The sequence below is a fragment of the Mesorhizobium sp. WSM4976 genome, from assembly GCF_029625685.1.
Taxonomy (GTDB): Bacteria; Pseudomonadota; Alphaproteobacteria; order Rhizobiales; family Rhizobiaceae; genus Mesorhizobium.
Genome location: NZ_JARTVT010000091.1, coordinates 1 through 1,329 on the forward strand (window position 1 = coordinate 1; position 1,329 = coordinate 1,329).

A 1,329-nucleotide genomic window follows, 5' to 3' on the forward strand; every position below is an offset into this window, starting at 1 on the left:
TGTCCGAACCGGATAGATAGGTAACAGAATGGACCGATTAGATGGGTGACAGTTTTCTTGCCAGCCGGGAGGACCGGCGATGGTTTGGCGAGAGACTGGCATCATGGATGAGCGGCTTCGTTTTGTTGTTGAATGCCTATCTGGTGAGGAGACGATGACGCAGCTTTGCGCGGCCTTCGAGATCTCGCGCAAGACCGGCTACAAATGGCTTGGACGTTACCGGGAGTCCGGCCCGGAAGGCCTGCACGACCGGCCGCGTGCACCGCTCGATCACGGCCGGGCAACGGCAGCGGATCTGGTGGAGCGGATCGTGGCGGAGAAGGAAGCGCATCCGCTGTGGGGGCCGAAGAAGATCATGGCCCGGCTGAAGCGGGCGGAGCCCGGTTGTGGCTGGCCGGCAGTCTCGACAGCCGGCGAGATCTTGAAGCGGCATGGCCTTGTTGGGCGGCGCCGCGCACGCTGGAGGGCAGCGGGCAACGGTCCATGGCCGGAACCTGAGGGACCGAACGCGCTGTGGACGGGAGATCACAAGGGCTGGTTCCGGACCGGCGACGGCTGGCGCTGCGAGCCGCTGACGGTGATGGATGGGGCGTGCCGCTATCTGTTGGCGCTGGCGGCGACCGGCTCGACGTCGGAAGATGAAGCCTGGCCGGTGTTTGAGCGAGCCTTCGAGGAAAACGGCCTGCCGGATCGGTTCAGAAGCGACAATGGTTCGCCGTTCGCGTCGGCCGGCGTCACCGGGCTGACGCCACTGGCGGTGCGCTTCATCAAGCTCGGCATAGTCTTGGAGCGCATCAAGCCGGGCAAGCCGCAGCAGAATGGATGCCATGAGCGCTTCCATCTGACCATGCTGCCACTGGCCAAGGAGCCAGCAGCCGACCGGGCAGCGCAGGTCCAGGCGTTCGAGGCTTTCCGACGCGAATACAACGAACAGCGCCCGCATGAGGCGCTGGGCATGGACACGCCGGCACAGCGCTACCGTGCATCAACCCGACCCATGTCCAAGACGATATCCGAACCGGACTATCCTGCCGAGGCGGCGGTGCGGCGCGTGCGCCAAAACGGCGAGATCAAGTGGAACGGCGACTTCATCTACGTCTCCAAGACGCTGGCCGGCGAAGCGGTTGCCGCGACCGAGACCGAGGAGGGCGAATGGGCGCTCCACTTCTATGCCCATCCGCTCGGCTTCATCGATGGCCGACACAAGAAACTGGTCCGCCGCAGTGCCGTCCAACCCAGACCAGACGGCACAGCGGCGGACAGCAACTCAGGGGGAAAACTGTAACCCATGTATCCGGTTCAAAGTGTTACCCATCTATCGGCTGGACA

1 protein-coding gene is annotated in these 1,329 nt (G+C 64.0%); it reads left to right on the forward strand.

The window, feature by feature from the left end; all coding sequences use genetic code 11:
• Nucleotides 1–79 precede the first annotated feature (79 nt).
• Complete coding sequence (locus P9272_RS35815) at nt 80–1,285, forward strand: integrase core domain-containing protein (protein WP_128261456.1); 1,206 nt, start codon at nt 80–82, stop codon at nt 1,283–1,285.
• The last annotated feature ends 44 nt before the right edge of the window (nt 1,286–1,329 follow it).